This window comes from Ferrimonas pelagia, assembly GCF_039543565.1.
Lineage (GTDB): Bacteria > Pseudomonadota > Gammaproteobacteria > Enterobacterales > Shewanellaceae > Ferrimonas > Ferrimonas pelagia.
This window is the reverse complement of the sequence record NZ_BAABJZ010000105.1, coordinates 64,327-80,419: the sequence shown is the minus strand read 5'-3', so window position 1 is coordinate 80,419 and position 16,093 is coordinate 64,327. Positions and strand designations below refer to the sequence as shown.

The 16,093-nt window shown below is 59.4% G+C and carries 17 protein-coding genes; 11 read left to right on the top strand and 6 right to left on the bottom strand.

The window, feature by feature from the left end; all coding sequences use genetic code 11:
- Nucleotides 1–119: 119 nt before the first annotated feature.
- Nucleotides 120–581, top strand: coding sequence for a hypothetical protein (locus ABEA08_RS20530; RefSeq protein WP_345337300.1), 462 nt, complete (start codon nt 120–122; stop codon nt 579–581).
- 82 nt (nt 582–663) lie between these two features.
- Nucleotides 664–1,116, top strand: coding sequence for a hypothetical protein (locus tag ABEA08_RS20525; RefSeq protein WP_345337299.1), 453 nt, complete (start codon nt 664–666; stop codon nt 1,114–1,116).
- A gap of 233 nt (nt 1,117–1,349) precedes the next feature.
- On the opposite strand, the gene ABEA08_RS20520 is transcribed toward ABEA08_RS20525, so the two are convergent.
- From ABEA08_RS20520 to ABEA08_RS20510, 3 genes are all read right to left on the bottom strand, one after another.
- Nucleotides 1,350–1,889, bottom strand: coding sequence for a porin family protein (locus ABEA08_RS20520; protein ID WP_345337298.1), 540 nt, complete (start codon nt 1,887–1,889; stop codon nt 1,350–1,352).
- A gap of 185 nt (nt 1,890–2,074) precedes the next feature.
- Nucleotides 2,075–3,439, bottom strand: coding sequence for a molecular chaperone (gene yegD / locus ABEA08_RS20515; protein ID WP_345337297.1), 1,365 nt, complete (start codon nt 3,437–3,439; stop codon nt 2,075–2,077).
- Between the two features lie 68 nt (nt 3,440–3,507).
- Nucleotides 3,508–3,822: a hypothetical protein gene (locus ABEA08_RS20510; protein WP_345337296.1), complete on the bottom strand. Its 315-nt coding sequence runs from the start codon at nt 3,820–3,822 to the stop codon at nt 3,508–3,510.
- 183 nt (nt 3,823–4,005) lie between these two features.
- Between ABEA08_RS20510 and ABEA08_RS20505 the strand changes: the two genes are divergently transcribed.
- Nucleotides 4,006–5,451, top strand: a complete 1,446-nt coding sequence (locus tag ABEA08_RS20505) for a two-component system sensor histidine kinase NtrB (protein ID WP_345337295.1) — start codon at nt 4,006–4,008, stop codon at nt 5,449–5,451.
- The gene (locus ABEA08_RS20500; protein ID WP_345337294.1) at nt 5,441–6,637 is read left to right on the top strand and encodes a response regulator; all 1,197 of its coding nucleotides are present in this window, start codon (nt 5,441–5,443) and stop codon (nt 6,635–6,637) included. Before ABEA08_RS20505 ends, ABEA08_RS20500 begins: the two co-directional genes overlap by 11 nt.
- Nucleotides 6,638–6,664: 27 nt before the next feature.
- On the opposite strand, the gene ABEA08_RS20495 is transcribed toward ABEA08_RS20500, so the two are convergent.
- Nucleotides 6,665–7,084, bottom strand: coding sequence for a hypothetical protein (locus ABEA08_RS20495; protein WP_345337293.1), 420 nt, complete (start codon nt 7,082–7,084; stop codon nt 6,665–6,667).
- A 212-nt stretch (nt 7,085–7,296) separates the two neighbouring features.
- Between ABEA08_RS20495 and ABEA08_RS20490 the strand changes: the two genes are divergently transcribed.
- From ABEA08_RS20490 to ABEA08_RS20475, 4 genes are all read left to right on the top strand, one after another.
- Nucleotides 7,297–7,590, top strand: a complete 294-nt coding sequence (locus ABEA08_RS20490; protein ID WP_345337292.1) for a hypothetical protein — start codon at nt 7,297–7,299, stop codon at nt 7,588–7,590.
- Between the two features lie 92 nt (nt 7,591–7,682).
- On the top strand, nt 7,683–8,303 hold the full coding sequence (locus ABEA08_RS20485) for a 3'-5' exonuclease (RefSeq protein WP_345337332.1): 621 nt from the start codon (nt 7,683–7,685) through the stop codon (nt 8,301–8,303).
- Nucleotides 8,304–8,312: 9 nt separating this feature from the next.
- A complete protein-coding gene (locus ABEA08_RS20480; protein ID WP_345337291.1) occupies nt 8,313–8,609 on the top strand; it encodes a hypothetical protein in 297 nt (98 codons plus the stop codon).
- Between the two features lie 97 nt (nt 8,610–8,706).
- Nucleotides 8,707–9,156 carry a MaoC family dehydratase gene (locus tag ABEA08_RS20475; RefSeq protein ID WP_345337290.1) on the top strand — a complete coding sequence of 150 codons (450 nt, stop codon included), beginning with the start codon at nt 8,707–8,709 and terminating at the stop codon, nt 9,154–9,156.
- Nucleotides 9,157–9,237: 81 nt separating this feature from the next.
- Here ABEA08_RS20475 and ABEA08_RS20470 read toward each other — a convergent pair whose 3' ends face one another.
- Nucleotides 9,238–10,002 (bottom strand): TerC family protein, encoded by a 765-nt coding sequence (locus ABEA08_RS20470; protein WP_345337289.1) that lies wholly within the window; start codon nt 10,000–10,002, stop codon nt 9,238–9,240.
- Nucleotides 10,003–10,252: 250 nt separating this feature from the next.
- On the opposite strand from ABEA08_RS20470, the gene ABEA08_RS20465 reads away from it, so the two are divergent.
- Nucleotides 10,253–10,693 (top strand): YtoQ family protein, encoded by a 441-nt coding sequence (locus tag ABEA08_RS20465; protein WP_345337288.1) that lies wholly within the window; start codon nt 10,253–10,255, stop codon nt 10,691–10,693.
- A gap of 76 nt (nt 10,694–10,769) precedes the next feature.
- Here the strand turns inward: ABEA08_RS20465 and uvrA are convergent, their stop codons facing one another.
- Entirely contained in the window at nt 10,770–13,595 is a 2,826-nt protein-coding gene (gene uvrA, locus ABEA08_RS20460; protein ID WP_345337287.1) for an excinuclease ABC subunit UvrA, read from the bottom strand.
- 208 nt (nt 13,596–13,803) lie between these two features.
- Between uvrA and ABEA08_RS20455 the strand changes: the two genes are divergently transcribed.
- A complete protein-coding gene (locus tag ABEA08_RS20455; RefSeq protein WP_345337286.1) occupies nt 13,804–15,159 on the top strand; it encodes an MFS transporter in 1,356 nt (451 codons plus the stop codon).
- A 190-nt stretch (nt 15,160–15,349) separates the two neighbouring features.
- Nucleotides 15,350–15,994: a single-stranded DNA-binding protein gene (ssb, locus tag ABEA08_RS20450; RefSeq protein WP_345337285.1), complete on the top strand. Its 645-nt coding sequence runs from the start codon at nt 15,350–15,352 to the stop codon at nt 15,992–15,994.
- Nucleotides 15,995–16,093 lie beyond the last annotated feature (99 nt).

Sequence of the window (16,093 nt, the reverse complement as noted above, 5' to 3'; positions counted from 1 at the left end):
GGTCGGCGCGGTTACATTCTGCGACAAGCTCAGGCAAAGCGGAGATATTTCTGCGACGTCCGAGTGGTTAAATGGGCACCGTCAACCCAGACAAACGAATCAAATCGAGGTAAGTCATCATGAAACGCACAATGATCATCGCAGCCGTGTTGGCTGCCACCACCGCCGTCGCCGCCCCTGTCATTGCCTCTGACGGTGAGCATCAGATGAAGGGCGAGCGCGGTGAGCGTGCCCACTACATGAAGGGTGAGCGCGGTGAGCGCGGCAAGCATCAGATGAAAGGTAAGCGCGGCCACGATCGTGCCCAGATGCAGCAGCGATTTGATCGCGAGTTCAGTCAGGAGGAGATCCAGACCCTGGCCGAGGCCCGCCTGATCATGAAAGGCAACGACAATCTGCAGATCGGCGCGGTTGAGCCGACCGCTGAGGGCTACACCATCAGCATCGTCACTAAGGCCGAAGGCGCCTTGGTGGAAACCCGTGAAGTGGCCCGCAACGGCATGCCGATGGAGCGCTACACCAAGGCACTGGAGCACAAAGCCAAGCGTGAAGCCCGCAAAGCGGAGAAGTCTGGCCAGTAAGCGGGAACACACGCTGAAGTTGGAAAATCGCGATGTCTAAGGTGTCCCTATACGGGGCACCTTTTCTTGTTTGGAGGCTTGAATGAAAGTTTGGTTGTTTACCGTCCCGCTGTTGTTAGTGGGCTGTGCCAGTCAGCCAGAGCCGGTTGATCACGCGTTTCAGCATGGGTTGAATGCGCAGGGCACGCCCACGTTCACTTTTAGTTATTTCGGCGCGCGCAATGGCGAGGGACGGGACGGCGCGAGTGGCGGAAAGGGCGCAGGCCCACAGGCTCAGGAAGGCGGCCGGCGCGGTCAGGGCGGACGAGGTTCGGGCGAGCGCGGCGGAGGCAAGCGCGGCGGTGGCGAGCGCGGCACTGATGGGAAGAGCTCCGGTCCGGTGCCCAGCGGCGAAGGTCTGACGCACGGGCAGTTGATGCTGTTGCTGGAGCAGGAGCTGGATGCCCATCAGCTGTGCTCACAGGGTTATGAGATCCTGGAGCAGCGGCCTACTGCCAATGGGGTGGCGCTGCGCGGAACCTGTTCGGTGAAATAGACCGGCGAGTCTGCGTTTTCATTTGGCGCCGGTGCTTTGGCTCTCTGTACTGCTTAAGCATGGAGATCTAAGCCGTTCGCGATGCTGTCTCGCCGCCATGTGGGGATCGCCGGTGTGTTGGAAAGGTGCTTCGGCCTTGGTGGCACACCGATCACAACACTGCTGGCTTGCTACTTTCAAACGGGGACGCTTCGATGCCGTAAGCGATCCCCGTTTTGTTCATTGTGGATGAACTAGAAATGGTAGGTGACACCAAGGTTGAGGGTACGGATATCAAAATCTGTTCTGTCGAGTAACTGCAGATACTCAATGTGTACCTTGAATTGCTTTGTGGCACTAAAACTGACGCCCGCACCGTAACTCAATCCACTTTCAGAGTGCGAGAGTCTCTCATTGGGAACGTGGAGTTCTGCCTTGATGGAACTGAATCCGGTGATGGCATAGAGCCGAGACCAATCAGAGAGTGGCGTACCTGCGGTGATGTAGAGGCCGTAATGATCTTTGATTTTGGCTTCAAGCGATGCCTCGTCATCACTGTTTACCCCTGCCCCAGCTCGTAATTCTGTCCCGAGATATTCGTTGAACTGATAGCCAACCTGCGCGGTGGCGGCGAGAGGCTGAAGATCCCCATTGATCGTCTTGAACTGGGTGTAATTTACGTGACCACCTGCGTAGAAATGGCCAGTTTTAGCCAAGGAGGCAGGAGCGCACAATATCGCAAGCAAAGGTACCGCAAGAGCTGTCCGTTTCATCTTATCTTCACCAGGTTCCATGTGTCAGAACATTGTGAAGGGTGATGCGATGCACAGACAGCGGGGCACGTCGATATGAGTGTAAGTAAATGTGTCTAGAGGCGAAGCCGTCGTGTGCGCTCAGGTTGCTTGCACACGCACGGCTTAGTTGAGCGAGCACCCTCAATACATGTTCTGTTTGTCTATCGGGCGTTGTATCACCGAGCTTAGCGGAAGATCCGATCCGCCCATAGGGTCAAGCCAGCGGTGACGCTGCCGAAGTTATCACCACACACCAAGGGCGCCTCATAGCGCTCGCTGAGGAATTGGCGTACCAGCGGTGAGTTGGCGCTGCCGCCGGTGAGGAAGATGGCGTGAGGCTGACAGCCCGCCTGAGCCAGCACGTCATCGGTCAGGGTGGCGATGTGTTGCAGCAGGCGCTCACTGGCCTGGGCAAACTGCGCCTGGGTCACTTGGGTGTCGAGCGCGGCCTCCAGGTAGCCGAGATCGATGAGGGTCTGATCGTCCTGACTCAGGGCGATCTTGGCGCGCTCGGCGCTGGCGCTGAGCTGAAAGGTCATTCGCTCCGCCTGCAGGGTGAGCAGGCGCGAGAGGTGGGCCAGACCTGGTTCGCGCTGCAGTTGGGTGAGCAGCGCGCGGGTGTCGCGCTGGTAAAAGCGCGACTGCGCGGGCAGATCGTTGACGGCGGCGGCATCTTTGAAGGGTTTGATCGGCACCGTCTTGCCGCTCGGCAGGATCGAGCCCGCGCCGAGGGCTGGCATCAACGCATTAAAATTGAGCGCGATATCGAAATCGTTGCCGCCGATCCGCTCGCCGCTGTAGCCCAGCACCCGATCCTGATGATCGCCGCTGTCCAGATAGCCGGGCCCCATGGTCAGCAGGGAGACGTCGCTGGTACCACCGCCGATGTCGATCACCAGCACCTGCTGCTCTTGGGTGAGCTGCTGTTGATAGGCCAGTCCGGCGGCCATCGGCTCATACAGGAACTCCACCTGATCGAAACCGACGAAATGGGCGGCGTTGGTGAGGATGGTGAGCGCCTGCTGGTTGCTCTGCTCGCTGTTGAGTCCCTGAAAGTTGACGGGGCGGCCGATCACCACTTTTTTCAGCGGCGCGGCGCCGGTCAGGCCGACCTGATTGCTCAGGTGCCACATCATGGCGGCGGCGATGTCTTCAAACTGCTGTTGCTGGCGGGCACTGATGCCGCTGGCGCCCAAAAAGGACTTGGGGGAGCGCACGTAGTAGCAGTCGGCGGGATCCTCCAGATAGTGGCTCAATGCCGACTGGCCAAAGGCCAGCTGATCGCCATAGCCGTCCAGCTTGAGCTCGCGCAGGGCACCAAGGCTGGCACTGAGTTGATGGCCCCGTGCTTGTTGGTAGCGCGTGCCTCGGCCCGCCGCGTCCAATTGTTGATATAGCCAACCACTGATCATCTCTGAGCGGGGTGCGAACAGGGTCGATGGCATGTAACGCCCGTGTTCCGGCAGGGCGATCAACTCCGGCGCGCCTGCGGCCATAACGCCGATGGCGCAATTGGATGTTCCAAAATCAAAACCAGCAATGCCAGACATGCGGCGCGACCTCAATGGGAAAATGGGGGCAGGAGGGTAGCGAAATGGCTGGCAGGTCGCAAGGGCGATCAGTCTTTGCCCACCTCCGGGTTGATCACCTTCTCGCGGGGGTGGCGATTGCGGCTGCCGGCTCGGGTGTAATGGAAGGGGTTGGGGCGGATCTTCGGTCGACGGCCTTTCAGTAGCGGCGCCAGTGCCGCCAAGATCAGCATAGCCAGTGCAATGGCCAGTGCCAGCAATAAGACCGGCAGCAGCATTAGGAACAGACCCGCCAGGATGGCCATGGCGAGCAGCAGCTGCAATGGCGAGCGGGTGGCGCCTGGAGGCGAGGAAAACAGGCGATGGCGCAATTGCTGCCAGCGAGCAAGTAATGGGTTGAGCATTCGAGCCTCCTTATTTGGCGGTGCCGGATGAGGGGTGTTTATGCTAACACGAGCGGATGAACCGAAGCTGACCGATCGTCGCGGCTTAGTCAAAGGTGTGAACTCGGGGAGAGAAGCGCAGATCTTTTCTATAGTTAGGATCCCGCCGTGATATCGATGGCGGATCTCAACAAGGATGTTGCTATGGTCGATTTGTGGTGCCTGGCTTGGCTCTGTGGTGTGGCGAGGCGGGTTCGGTTGTGGGTGGTGTTTGGCACCAGTGTGTTGATGCTCCCTTGGGCCAGCCTGAGCGCTCAGGCTGAGCGTGTGCCGGTACAGGCTCAGCCTGCCGCGGGCGTCGTTGTCTCCGTGCCTTGGGGGCTCGGGCTGATCGCCGTCACTCTTTTGCTCTGCCTTGGCGCTGTCGCGCTGTCGCGTTGTCGGGCACGGCGGCTCGCCGCCATGGCGCAAGCCCAGGCGACCGAGTCTGCACTGCAGCGTGAACGTGCCCTGCTCGACTCCCTGCCCGATGGGGTGTTGCTGCTTGACGGCAAGGATCGGATCGTCCGGGTAAATCGGGCCTTGAGCGAGATGTTTGGCTATCCAGCCGAAGCCTTGTTAGGGGGTCATGTGGATGCGTTGCTGGGTGAGGGCGTGGGGCCGGCGTCCCTGCGGGGCGACGGTTGGCTGGATCAGATCATGCGGGGCCATCAGTGGGGCCAACACCGAGATGGTCGCCAGTTTCCCATCGAGTTGGCGGTGTCGGGGTTGCCGGCTTTCGGCGCCGATGGGGGCTACTCTCTGCTGATCCGCGATATCTCGCAGCGTCTGGCGTTGGAACACCGTTTGGTGCAGGCACGAAAGATGGAGTTGCTGGGCGAATTGGCGGCGGGGATCGCCCATGAACTCAATACGCCCAGTCAGTATGTACAGAACAACCTCAGCTTTCTGCAGGATGCGATGCACCGATTGGAGCCCTTGCTGCGCGATCGAGCGGCTTGGGACGAGCGGGCGGCGGACGATCTGCAGGAGATCCCGAATGCTTTTGCGCAATCGCAGGAAGGGATCGCGCAGATCCTTGAGATCAACGCGGCGATGAAAGCCTATTCCCACCCCAGTCGAGGCCAGCGCCAACCGGTCGATCTTAATCAGATCCTGCAGACCGCGATCCAGCTCAGCCGGCATGAATGGCATCACTGCGCGACGATGGAGACGAAGCTGGCGACGCGGTTGCCACTGGTATCAGGGGTGTGGGATGAGCTGAGCGTGGTGTTACTCAATCTGATCGTCAATGCGGCGCACGCCATTGAGGCGCGGCAGGTGAGAGAGCCGGAGTTCAAGGGGCGGATCGAGCTCACCACGCGACAGCAAGGGGGCTGGCTTGAAGTCGTGATCTGCGATAACGGTTGTGGCATCGATCCGCAGATCCGGCCCCGGCTCTTCGAGTCTTTTTTTACCACCAAGCCGGTAGGCAAGGGCACGGGGCAGGGCTTAAGCCTGGCGCAGAAGGTGGTGAAGCGGCATGGCGGGGAGATCTGGGTCGATAGTGTTGCGGAAGGAGGAAGCTGTTTTACCGTGCGTTTGCCACGGGTTGGGCCTTCGGGGACCTCGGCCGATATAAGTGAGAGAGAAACGAGCCATGAAGCGTAAGATCCTGTTGGTGGATGACGAGGAGAAGATCCTGGAGGCGTATCGTCGGATCTTGTCGAGCCACTATGAGATAACCTTAGCGGTCAGTGGCGCGCAGGCGTTGGAAACGATGCGAATGGCGAGCGGATTCGAGGTGATTGTGGTGGATCTGCACATGCCGGAGATGGACGGCATTGAGCTGCTGACGGTGATGAAGTCAGCGTACCCGGATGTGGTGCGGATCGCGTTGACTGGGCTCACGGATCAGCAGACCGCTGTCGATGCCTTCGCCCAAGGGGAGGTGTTTCGTTTCCTATCTAAGCCCTGTACCGGAGAGGCTTTGACGGCGGCGATCGAGGCGGCCCTGGGGCAGCATAGTGGCGCGAGTGCTGAGAGGCAATTGCTGCAGCAAACCCGGGATGAATTGGTGCAAACCTTGAGTCAATTGCTGGCGTTGGCGAACCCGAAGGCGTTTGCTCAGGTGGATGCGATGCTGCAGTTAATGATCCGATTGGCGCATCGGCTTGAGCACGAGACCGACTGGGCGTTTGAGCCCATGGTGCTGTTGTCCCAGTTGGGCTATGTCGCGATCCCGGCGGCCTTGGTGGAGAAACAGTTGCGCGGGGAGTGCCTCGATGCCGATGAGCTGGCGCTGTTGGCGGATAACGGTCGGCTGAGCCATGATCTGTTGGTGAATATTCCAGGGCTGGCGACGATCGCCAAGGAGATCCAGGCGCAGGATCGTGCGCTCAATGATGCTGAGGCCAACGAAGCGGGCGGAACCATCCCCTATCGCGCGCGCATGCTTAAGATCTGTAAGGACTTTCTGCACTTCCAGCGGATCTGTGTCGATGTGCCGCAAGCGGTCGAGCAGATGCGGGCCCAGGCCGCAGACTATGATGTCGAGATCTTGGCGTCATTTTTGCCGCTGGTGAGCGCGGCGCCAGGCCGGCGGGTGCCCAGTTATCGTGTGGTCGAGCGGGATCTGAGCCAGCTGAGTCTTAATACGGTTCTGTATGAGAATATCTACACCCATCGAGGGCAATTGGTGGTGGCGAAGGGCAATCGGGTGACGCCGCCGATCCTGCGGATCTTGCGGAATTGCTTCGAGAACGGACTGATCAAACAACGCAAGATCGGCTGCTTGGCCATGTCCGGCAATGAGGTCGGCTTTGTCAGTGGTAAGCCGGTAGTGATGGTGGAGTAGGCGGCGCAGTAGCACCGCCAAGGCGCCTCAGCTCTGGGTCAACGCTTTGCGGGCTTGCAGCGCCCGGTTGATGCGATGGATGGCGATGGTGTTCTGGGCGCGGATCGGGTCCACCTTTCCTTCGGTAGGCAGATAGAGCGCTCGGCCATTCTGGGGCGCGTTCGCCAGGGCGCGCTCCTCTTTACACAGCGCCCGATAAAAGCTGTTTTCACAAACAAACTCAATGCTCAGCTGAGGCTGTGCTTGCTCCACCTGTTCGATCGCCTCCAGCATGCTTTCGCCCAGATCGTAGCCTTCGGCCTCGATGTCCAGATAGGTGGTTTGGTTGACGGTTTCGGTCAAGACCCGAGTCATACCAAAGGGAGCCAGTACTTCAGCCAAGTCGAGGGTGACGTGACTGCTGCTCAGCACCAAGGAAAAGTGATAGGTATTTTTCTGAGTATTCATAAACCCAGGCCTCTGTTTTGATCGTTTTTGTCGATAGTACGTGGGCAGGGCGCGGGGGGCCGTGACCGGGATCGCGAACCGCCTTGGCCGCTGCCGTTACACGCTGCGACAAATTGCGGTGAAAGTGACAAAGATCACAGCAGAGTTTGCGTTGTAATGGCGGTGAGTGGATCTCAATGAGTGGGATCGCCAAGCAACGGTTAGGAGAAGATATGAAGCAGAGCATTGGGATGGCGATATGGGCTGGGCTGCTCGGGTTAACGGCGTGCACCAGTACCGCACCTCGCGAGTATCGCTTTGATGGCGAGCGAGAGTTAGGTGGCTACCAGTTCCGTTTCAGTTATCCGCAGAGCAGTGTGCAGTCCTTGACGGAAGCACAGGGGCAGATGCAGATGAAGGAGCTGATCCAGGGCGAGTTGGTGCGTCGACAGGTGTGCCGTGAAGGGTATGAGTTGAGCGAGCCGGAAAGCCGGGGCGATCAGATCGTCGTGAAAGGGCGGTGCTAAAGAGCGGGTCAGCCCGTTTGGGTTCGCCGCGTTGGGTGACGTTGCGTTAGAATGGCAGGCCATCTCACCAAGATTGTCAGGTTGTTGTTGTGCTGCAAACCGTTTCTGCTCGCTCCGTTGTTGTTCTTGATTTTGAAACCACGGGCTTGTCGCCCAATCAAGGCGATCGCGCCATTGAGATCGGGGCGGTCCGATTGCTGAACGGCCAGGTGGTCGACCGCTTTCAACAATTGATGAACCCTGGACGCCGAGTCAGCGGTTTCATCGAAAACTTCACTGGGATCAGCAATGAGATGCTGCGGGACGCCCCGCCGTGTGAAGCGGTGATGGCCCAGTTTGCCGACTGGCTGGGGGATCACAATTTGGTGGCCCATAACGCCAGTTTTGATCAGCGCTTTTTGGACGCTGAATTGTCCCGCATCGGTCGTGGTTATGGGGGCCAGTTCGCTTGTTCGTTATTGATCGCCCGCCGCCTGTATCAGGATGCGCCCAATCATAAGTTGGGTAGCCTAGTGGCGATGAAAAATATCCAGCACGACGGCGTGTTTCACCGGGCCTTGGCGGATTCTGAGATGACCGCTGGGCTTTGGCTGGCGATGCTGGCGGATCTGCAACGCACGTATGGCATCGACACGCCGGACTTTGCTCTGATGCAAACCTTGGCCAAGAAGCCGAAAAGTGCCGTTGCGGCGTATCTGCAGAAACAGCGTTAGGGGCGGAACATGAGAAAGCCAACCTTGGGCGCAGTGGCGCTGTTGCTGTCCGCCGTGCTCATTGGCTGCGAGCGTCACGAGCCAATGCCTGAAGAAGCTGCCCCGAGTCCGGCATCGAATGAGGAGGCGGCCTTGGTGGGCGCGGACGAAGATGAGCATGGCTGTAAGGCGTCGGCCGGCTTTATCTGGTGTGCTCGCACCGAGCAGTGCGAACGCCCCTGGCAGTTGGGTCTGCGCCATCAATTGGAAGAGCGGCCCGACGCAGTCGCTCAGTTTTGCGCTGCACCCGCCGACGCCATAGAGTGATCTTACCCTCATAATGGCGCTTCTTACTCCATAAAGACGAGGATGTGACAGGGCCGGACGGGTCACACTGGCGGCTGGAATGACGAGGGAGCGTGCAATGACCGAGCAGTATTTCGAACAGATCGAGGTGGGGGCAACCGATCGGACCCGCTTTTACTCGGTGTCCGAGGCGGAGATCGTCGAGTTTGCCTTGAGCTGGAATCCGGAGCCTTACCATATCGATCCGGCCGCGGCGGCGCAGCATCAGCTTGGGCGGATCTTCGCCTGCGGGCCTCACATCATCGCCATTGCCACCAAGTTGGGCAACGAACAACGCCCCCGCCCGGTCGCCATCGCCGGGCTCGGCTGGGACGAGTTGCGTTTTAAAGCGCCGGTGTTTGGCGGCGACCGTCTTTGCCTGGAAACCCAGGTGGCGGACAAGCGTCGTTCCCAGAGCAACCCACAACAGGGCATCGTCACTTACGCCCTGCGTATTCTCAATCAGGATGAGCAGGTCGTGATGACCTACCGCATCACCTTTCTGGCTCAGTGTCAGGCACAAGCCTGAGTTCGCATGGGGCACCGGCAGCGCGTGCCGTTTTGGGCCAGTACCGGCCGCTCGGCGGCCGGTACACTAAGTGGCTCTGGGTTAATGGGGTGGCTCGGTGTTTTCCGCCTCTAATGGTTTGCGCAGCTTTACCGGCTCACGGCGTTTGCGACGCAGGCGCAGATTGAGCATCTCCACCCCCACCGAGAACGCCATAGCGAAGTAGATGTAGCCTTTGGGGATATGCACATCGAAGCCCTCGACGATCAGGGTGACCCCCACCAGCACTAAAAAGGACAGGGCCAGGATCTTCACTGTCGGGTGGTTATCAACGAATTCGCCGATCGCTTTGGCCGACAGCAGCATCACGCCGACGGCGATGATGATGGCGATGGCCATCACCGCCAGCTGATCCGCCAGTCCCACCGCAGTGATCACCGAGTCCAGTGAGAAGACGATATCCAATAGGGCGATCTGTACCAGTATGGCCCCCATGCTGGCCGCGGTGGAGGCGCCGTGCTCGTGCTCCTCCCCCTCCAGGCTGTTGTGGATCTCCAGCGTCGCCTTCGCCAGCAGAAACAGACCGCCGCCGATCAGGATCAGATCCCGACCGGAGATCGCAAAGCCCAGAACGCTGAACAGCGGATCGGTCAGTCCCATCACCCAGGTTAGCGAGAATAGCAGAGCCAGTCGGGCTACCATGGCCAGCATGAGGCCAATACGCCGGGCCAGATCCCGCTGCTTCTCCGGCAATCGGGCCACCAGGATGGAGATGAATATGATGTTGTCGATCCCCAGCACGATCTCCAGCGAGGTCAAGGTGGCGAGGGCGATCCAGGCTTCGGGGCTGTAGATCCAGTCAAACACGGCGGAACTCCTTTCATTCGTGTATTCAACACTGTAGCCGATCAGTACTGCCTTCGTCATCGGCCATTTAACGTGCCGTTCCGGGTCGATAGCGTGAACCATCGGCGCCGGCCCGAGCGTCGCAGCTGAGGTGCGGGTTGGCTGCGGTAGATGCATCCGCGCTGTGATGACCGTGCTATTCTGACGCGAGTCATTGCGGCAGAGCCGCCTTTCCATCCATAAAAAAACCAAAGATTCAGGGAGCGCATCCATGGCATTTCAGGTTTATCTTTCCGGTGAGATCCACACCGACTGGCGTCAGCAGATCATCGACGGCTGTGCCCGGCAAGGGTTGGCGATCACTTTCAGCTCGGCCGTGACCGATCACGCCGCCAGTGACGCGGCGGGCGACGGCCTGGGACCGGACTGCGAGGGCTTCTGGCGTGATCACAAGTCCGCTAAGATCAATGCCATCCGCATCCAGAATGCGATCCAGCGTTGCGATCTGGCGGTGATCCGGTTTGGCGAGCAGTACCGACAGTGGAACGCGGCGTTTGATGCCGGTTTCTGTGCCGCTTTGGGAAAGCCCTACATCACCTTGCACGATGCGTCGTTGGTGCATCCACTGAAAGAGGTGGATGGCGCCGCTCAGGCTTGGGCGCAAACGCCGGAGCAGGTGGTTGAGTTGTTGTGTTACCTGCTGAAGGCGTAAGCGATACTAGGCAGACGAAAACGGCGTCCATCGGGACGCCGTTTTTGAATTGAGCTGGCGCTGAAGAAGTGTTGGCTTAGCTCAACATCGGCTTGAGGAAGCGTGCGGTGTGGGACTCGGCGCACTCCGCGACCTGTTCCGGGGTGCCGGTGGTGAGGATGGTGCCGCCACCGGAGCCGCCCTCCGGACCGAGATCGACGATCCAATCCGCGGTTTTGATCACGTCCAGGTTGTGCTCGATCACCACCACGGTATTGCCGTGATCCCGCAGTCGATGCAGCACGTCCAGCAGCATCTGGATGTCCTTGAAATGCAGCCCGGTAGTGGGCTCATCCAGGATGTAGAGGGTTTTTCCGGTGTCGCGCTTGGACAGCTCCTTGGCCAGCTTGACCCGCTGCGCCTCACCGCCGGATAGGGTGGTGGCCGACTGGCCCAGGCGGATGTAGGACAGGCCCACGTCCATCAGGGTTTGCAGCTTGCGGGCGATGGCGGGGATAGCATCGAAGTAGCCGCGGGCCTCCTCCACCGTCATCTCCAGCACCTGGTGGATGTTCTTGCCTTTGTACAGTACCTCCAGTGTTTCCCGATTGTAGCGTTTGCCTTTGCATTGATCGCAGGGCACATAGACGTCCGGCAGGAAGTGCATCTCCACTTTAATGACACCGTCGCCCTGACAAGCCTCGCAGCGGCCGCCTTTGACATTGAATGAGAACCGGCCGGGTTTGTAGCCGCGGGCGCGGGACTCCTGGGTGCCGGAGAACAGCTCACGGATGGGGGTAAATATGCCGGTATAGGTGGCTGGGTTTGAGCGCGGGGTGCGGCCGATGGGGGATTGATCGATCTCCACCACCTTGTCGCACAGATCCATCCCCTCTACCTTCGTGTGTGGGGCTGGCTCATCGGACGTGGCGCCGTTGAGCTCACGATGGGCGATCTTGTAGAAGGTGTCGTTGATCAGGGTGGATTTGCCTGAGCCGGACACCCCGGTGACGCAGGTCATCAGGCCGATCGGGATGCTCAGATCGACGTTCTTCAGGTTGTTGCCGCTGGCGCCGTACAGTTTGATCTGTTGGTTGGGATCGTGCGGTGTGCGTTGAGCTGGAATGGCGATGGATTTTCGACCGGACAGGTATTGGCCGGTAAGCGAGTCCTCACTTGTGAGTATGTCTTCATAACTGCCGCTGGCGATCACTTCGCCGCCATGCACGCCGGCACCGGGGCCAATATCGATGATGTGATCGGCGGCGCGGATCGCGTCTTCGTCGTGCTCCACCACGATCACCGTGTTGCCCAGATCGCGCAGGTGAATAAGGGTTTTGAGCAGGCGCTCATTGTCGCGCTGGTGTAGGCCGATGGAGGGCTCATCCAGTACGTACATCACCCCCACCAGACCGGCGCCGATCTGACTGGCCAGTCGAATACGCTGGGCTTCGCCGCCAGACAGGGTGTCGGCGGAGCGGGACAGGTTGAGGTAGTTGAGGCCGACATTGACCAGAAAGCCGAGTCGATCCTGGATCTCCTTGAGGATCTTCTCGGCGATCTGCGCCTTTTGGCCCTCAAACTCGATGGCATTGAACCAGTCCATCGCTTCGCCAATCGACCATTCGGACAGCTGTGGCAGCGGGACTTCGTTGACGAAGACGTTGCGCGCTTCTTCGCGCAGACGTGAGCCACCGCAACTGCGGCAGCTGCTGGTGGAGATGTATTTGGCCAGCTCTTCGCGCACCGAGTTGGACTCGGTTTCTTTGTAGCGGCGCTGCAGGTTGTTAAGAATGCCTTCAAACGGGTGCTTACGGATCACCTTGTCGCCGCGGTCGTTGACGTATTTGAAGTCGACGCTCTCCCGTCCAGAGCCATCCAACACGACCTTTTTCACCGCTCTTGGCAGCTCGCTCCAGGGGGTTTCGATGTCGAACTCGTAGTGCTCGGCCAGTGACGTGAGCATTTGATAGTAATAGAAGTTGCGTCGATCCCAGCCGCGGATACAGCCGCCGGCGAGGGAGAGATCCGGGTTAGTGACCACCCGCTCTTCGTCGAAGAACTGCTGATTGCCCAGGCCGTCACAGGTGGGGCAGGCTCCCGCTGGGTTGTTGAAAGAGAAGATCCGTGGCTCCAACTCGGCCATGGAGTAGCCGCAGATGGGACAGGCGAAGTTGGCGGAGAACACCAGCGGCTCGCTGTCGTCCTGATCCATGCTGGTCACGGTGGCGATCCCGCCGGACAGCTCCAAAGCGGTTTCAAACGACTCCGCTAGGCGCTGCTTCATGTCCAGACGGACTTTGAAGCGGTCGACCACCACCTCGATGGTGTGCTTGACGTGGAGATCCAGCGGTGGGGGATCCGATAGATCGCACACCTCGCCGTCGATCCGCGCTCGAATGTAGCCTTGGGCGGCCAGCGACTCTAGCAGTTTGGCGTGCTCGCCCTTGCGACCCTGGATCACCGGTGCCAGCAGCATCTGCTTGGAGCCCTCTTCCAGGGCCAGCACCTTATCCACCATCTGGCTGACGGTTTGCGCCGTCAGTGGCGCGCCATGGGTTGGGCAGCGAGGCTCGCCCACCCGGGCGTAGAGCAGGCGCAGGTAGTCGTAGATCTCGGTGATGGTACCCACGGTCGAGCGAGGATTATGGGAGGTGGATTTCTGCTCGATGGAGATCGCCGGTGACAGGCCTTCGATGTGGTCAACATCGGGCTTTTCCATCAGTGACAGAAATTGACGGGCGTAGGCGGACAGCGATTCCACATAGCGGCGCTGCCCTTCGGCGTACAGGGTGTCAAACGCCAGCGAAGATTTGCCGGAGCCGGACAATCCGGTGATCACAATCAACTTGTCACGGGGGATGGTGAGGTTGATGTTTTTCAGGTTGTGGGTGCGGGCACCCCGTACTTCTATTTTGTCCATCGGGCCGAGCATTCAGAGATCAAAGTGTTATCAGTATCGCATAACTGAAGGGCGGTCGGGACAGGATCGCAAACGAGGTTGTCTATTAGGCTGATCGCTTTTAGCCTCGGCGCAGATGTACGGCCGAGAATTGGCGTTACAACTTTCTAACCTTTGGTACACTGTTGCACCAGAGTCGATAGGCAATTGCTGTGAGTGGGAGTAATAAGTGAGTCAAGGGCTTAACCCTATTGAGAGACGCACTGCGTTCTCATTGGCCGGCGTATACGGCCTGCGCATGTTTGGTCTGTTTCTGATCATGCCGGTGCTGGCAACCTACGGCCAGGAATTGGACGGCTTTTCGCCGTTGTGGGTCGGGATCGCCATTGGCGCCTATGGCCTGACGCAGGGGCTGTTGCAGATCCCGGCGGGGATGGCGTCGGATCGCTATGGCCGCAAGCTGATCATTACTTTGGGCTTACTGATGTTCGCGGTCGGCTCTCTCGTCGCGGCAATGGCGGACTCCATCTATATGGTGGCCGTGGGCCGGGCGCTGCAGGGCGCGGGCGCGGTCGCCTCGGCCATTTTGGCCTTGGCGTCTGATCTGACCCGAGATGAGCAGCGACCCAAGGTGATGGCGGTGATCGGCTCCTTCATCGGCGTGGCCTTTACCGTGGCGCTGGTGGCGGGTCCGGTACTGGCCAATTGGGTTGGGATCAATGGCCTGTTTGCCATCACGGCGGTGTTGGCGTTGGCGGCGCTGCTGGTGGTGCATACCTTGGTGCCCAATGCGGTGCAAAAGGCGCCAACCGGTGACTTAGTGGCCGTGCCTGCCCGGTTGTGGGCCTTGCTCAAGGATCGCGATCTGCAGCGGTTGGACGTCAGCATTATGGTGCTACACCTGTTGATCACCGCCATGTTCGTTGCCCTGCCGCTGGCGTTGGTGGATGCCGGACTGCAGGCGGATCGCCATTGGACCCTCTACCTGCCGGGGATGATCCTGGCGTTCGTGCTGATGGTGCCGATCATCCTGTTCGGGGTGAAACGGGGCCAGACCCGCAATCCTTTCCTGTTTGCCATTGGCCTGCAATTCGCTGCCGCGATGATGATGGCGTTCAATCTCGATTCGGTTTGGGGCCTGAGTATTGGTCTGGTGCTGTTTTTCGCCGGCTTGAATTATTTGGAAGCGGCTCTGCCCAGTCTCATTTCTCGGATCAGTCCACCGGGCGATAAGGGCTCCGCCATGGGGATCTACTCCACGGCACAGTTTTTTGGCGCCTTTGCTGGCGGTGTGCTCGGTGGGATCCTTTATCAGACGGTGGGCGCGCAAGGGGTGTTTCTGTTGTGCGCCGGGGCGATCGCCCTCTGGTTTGGCTTTATGTGGTCGATGCAGGAGCCGCGTAAGATGCGCAGCCTGACCTTAAGCGTCGATCTAGCTCGGCGTGATACCGACGCCTTAGCATCGGCTTTGTCAGCCTTGCCCGGCGTGATCGAGGTGATCCTGATCCCTGAGCAGCACGCCGCCTATCTCAAGGTGGAAGATCCGTTCGATCTTGATCAAGCGCGCGCGACGCTCAACCCATAGTCGTTCCCCGCCTTGGCCTTAAGCTTGATGGGAAAGAGCCAGGCACGCTCTTGTTATTTGCGTGGGGGTGAAACCCGCTGGGTAGGTTCGGACTTTTATTGCTTCGGTGGGCATAAGGTGAGTGATCCTTGCCCGCCGGCTATGGTAATCTGTGCGGATCGAAATTAGACATAGACCCGTGGAGAAAACGATGGCCGGTGGCATCAACAAAGTGATCCTGGTTGGTAACCTGGGACAAGATCCTGAAGTGCGCTACATGCCGAACGGTAAAGCGGTAGCAAACCTGACCGTAGCAACCTCTGAAAGCTGGAAAGATCAGCAAGGTCAGCGTCAGGAGCGGACGGAATGGCACCGAGTGTCGATGTTTGGTGGTTTGGCGGAAGTGGCCGGTCAGTACCTGCGTAAAGGGTCCAAAGTGTACCTAGAAGGCAAGCTGCAAACCCGTAAGTGGCAGGATCAGAACGGTCAGGATCGTTACACCACCGAGATCATTGTTGATATGCGTGGCACTATGGAGATGTTGGACTCCCGCGGCGCAGGCCAGGGTGGTCAACAAGGCGGTGGTTTCCAAGGTGGTCAGCAGCAAGGCGGCGGCTTCCAGGGCCAGCAGCAAGGCGGCGGCTTCCAAGGCGGTCAGCAGCAAGGTGGCTTCCAGCCGCAGCAGCAGGCACCACAGCAGCAGGCACCGCAGCAGCAAGGTGGCTTCCAGCCTCAGCAGCAGTCTCGCCCGGCCCCAGCGCCACAGGCGAAGCCGCAGCAAGCACCGCAGCAGCAACAGAATCAAAACTTCACGCCAGATCTGGATGAAGGTTGGGATGACGATATCCCGTTCTAAGCGAACGCGAACATCGTGTCTTATGCATCCCCGCCTCGGCGGGGATTTGTGTTTTTAGTGGATGAGAACGGGGTCGCTTTATTGCTGTGTTGAGCATAA

Excerpts from the sequence above, each read along its gene's own strand:
- ABEA08_RS20530 (WP_345337300.1), top strand. The coding sequence starts at position 120 with ATGAAACGCACAATGATCATCGCAGCCGTGTTGGCTGCCACCACCGCC.
- ABEA08_RS20525 (WP_345337299.1), top strand. The coding sequence starts at position 664 with ATGAAAGTTTGGTTGTTTACCGTCCCGCTGTTGTTAGTGGGCTGTGCC.
- ABEA08_RS20520 (WP_345337298.1), bottom strand. The coding sequence starts at position 1,889 with ATGGAACCTGGTGAAGATAAGATGAAACGGACAGCTCTTGCGGTACCT.
- yegD (WP_345337297.1), bottom strand. The coding sequence starts at position 3,439 with ATGTCTGGCATTGCTGGTTTTGATTTTGGAACATCCAATTGCGCCATC.
- ABEA08_RS20510 (WP_345337296.1), bottom strand. The coding sequence starts at position 3,822 with ATGCTCAACCCATTACTTGCTCGCTGGCAGCAATTGCGCCATCGCCTG.
- ABEA08_RS20505 (WP_345337295.1), top strand. The coding sequence starts at position 4,006 with ATGGTCGATTTGTGGTGCCTGGCTTGGCTCTGTGGTGTGGCGAGGCGG.
- ABEA08_RS20500 (WP_345337294.1), top strand. The coding sequence starts at position 5,441 with ATGAAGCGTAAGATCCTGTTGGTGGATGACGAGGAGAAGATCCTGGAG.
- ABEA08_RS20495 (WP_345337293.1), bottom strand. The coding sequence starts at position 7,084 with ATGAATACTCAGAAAAATACCTATCACTTTTCCTTGGTGCTGAGCAGC.
- ABEA08_RS20490 (WP_345337292.1), top strand. The coding sequence starts at position 7,297 with ATGAAGCAGAGCATTGGGATGGCGATATGGGCTGGGCTGCTCGGGTTA.
- ABEA08_RS20480 (WP_345337291.1), top strand. The coding sequence starts at position 8,313 with ATGAGAAAGCCAACCTTGGGCGCAGTGGCGCTGTTGCTGTCCGCCGTG.
- ABEA08_RS20475 (WP_345337290.1), top strand. The coding sequence starts at position 8,707 with ATGACCGAGCAGTATTTCGAACAGATCGAGGTGGGGGCAACCGATCGG.
- ABEA08_RS20465 (WP_345337288.1), top strand. The coding sequence starts at position 10,253 with ATGGCATTTCAGGTTTATCTTTCCGGTGAGATCCACACCGACTGGCGT.
- uvrA (WP_345337287.1), bottom strand. The coding sequence starts at position 13,595 with ATGGACAAAATAGAAGTACGGGGTGCCCGCACCCACAACCTGAAAAAC.
- ssb (WP_345337285.1), top strand. The coding sequence starts at position 15,350 with ATGGCCGGTGGCATCAACAAAGTGATCCTGGTTGGTAACCTGGGACAA.